Origin of the sequence: Streptomyces sp. NPDC058964, assembly GCF_042741275.1 — a bacterium.
Taxonomy (GTDB): domain Bacteria; phylum Actinomycetota; class Actinomycetes; order Streptomycetales; family Streptomycetaceae; genus Streptomyces.
In genome coordinates this window covers 1-1,419 of sequence record NZ_JBHYKH010000965.1, presented here as the reverse complement: position 1 = coordinate 1,419, position 1,419 = coordinate 1, and the positions used below count along the sequence as shown (strand labels likewise).

The 1,419-nt window shown below is 71.7% G+C and carries 2 protein-coding genes and 1 pseudogene; all 3 read right to left on the bottom strand.

Annotated features, from left to right (window positions below):
• Nucleotides 1-747: glycoside hydrolase family 43 protein (locus ACFW2E_RS46875; RefSeq protein ID WP_384478278.1), on the bottom strand; the 747-nt coding region annotated here is incomplete at its 3' end.
• Nucleotides 748-797: 50 nt separating this feature from the next.
• Complete coding sequence (locus ACFW2E_RS46870; RefSeq protein ID WP_384478275.1) at nucleotides 798-1,100, bottom strand: hypothetical protein; 303 nt, start codon at nucleotides 1,098-1,100, stop codon at nucleotides 798-800.
• Between the two features lie 11 nt (nucleotides 1,101-1,111).
• Nucleotides 1,112-1,417: pseudogene (locus ACFW2E_RS46865) on the bottom strand (histidine kinase); the annotation flags it as partial.
• Between the last annotated feature and the right edge of the window lie 2 nt (nucleotides 1,418-1,419).

The window sequence follows — 1,419 nt, the reverse complement described above, 5'->3', positions numbered from 1 at the left end:
GGTACCGAGGAGCACCGCCCACCACGTGCCGTCGGCCGCCTCGACCAGGTCGGCGTGGCCGGTGCACTGGATCGGCAGACCGGTGCCGCGGTGGGAGAGCACCGGATTGCCGGGCGCCGGCTCCCACGGGCCGCGCGGGGACCGGGCGCGGGCGGCCGCGACCCCGTGGCCGAGCGCGGTGCCGCCCTCGGCCAGGATCAGGTACCACCACTCGCCGATCCGGTAGAGGTGCGGCGCCTCCGGATCCCGCAGCCCGGTGCCCGACCACAGCGGGAGCGGCCCTTCGAGCACCTTGCCCGTGAGCGGGTCGATCCGGGCGACAGCGCATCCGGCCACCGCGCACCAGCAGTTTCCGTCCTCGTCCCAGGCGAGGTCGGGGTCGATGCCGGGCACGTCGATCCGGACCGGATCCGACCAGGGACCCTCCGGGTCCTCGGCCGTGACCAGCAACGTGCCGCCGTCGCGGCCGACATCGGTGGTGACGACGTGGAAGCGGCCGTCGTGGTGGCGGATCGTGGGGGCGTAGACGCCGCCGGACGCGGGGGTGTCGTCGGGCAGGTCCAGCTGTCCGGGCCTGTCCAGCACATTGCCGATCTGCCGCCAGTGCACCAGGTCCCTGCTGTGGAACAGGGGAACCCCGGGGAAGTACTCGAAACTGGAACAGACCAGGTAGTAGTCCTCGCCGACCCGGCACACGCTGGGGTCGGGGTGGAACCCGGGGATGACGGGGTTGTCGTAGGTCCGCATACAGGCCCCCAAACCGAGCGATCCGAAACTTTCGAACTCGACGGCGAATATTACTGGACCACCTCAGACCCCGGCTTGGCCGGCCGGCGTGGTTGAGGGAAGCCCGGCCCGCAGGGTCTCGGGATCTCCAGCCCGACGCTGTCCTCGGGCACCCCGCCCAGGGCCATCGGCACCACCTCGTCGAGGTCGGCCTCGCGGACGATCGGCGTGACGGTGCCGGTCTGCAGGCGGGACATGTCGAGCAGATTGCCGACGAGGTGGTCCAGCCGGCCCGCGCCCGCCTCCATCGCCTCCAGCAGCTCCGCCCGGTCCGCCTCGGACCACTCGACGTCGTCCGAACGCAGCGACGACACCGAGGCCTTACCACGTCCTGCCGGCGCTCGGCGTTGCGCGAACCCGGAATGTTGGTGTGCGGCAACTCGTCGACCAGCGCGACCCGCGGGCTCCGCGCAAGGACGGCGTCGATGTCCGTCTCGGTGAAGACGGCGCCGCGATACTCGAGTTCCCTGCGCGGAACCTGTTCCAGGCCGTGCAGCATCACCTCCGTGCGCGCACGGCCGTAGTGCTCGACGAAGGGCACCACGCAGTCGGTGCCCCGCTCGATACGGCGGTGCGCCTCGGACAGCATCGCGTAGGTCTTGCCGACGCCGGGCGCCGCGCCGAGGTGGATCC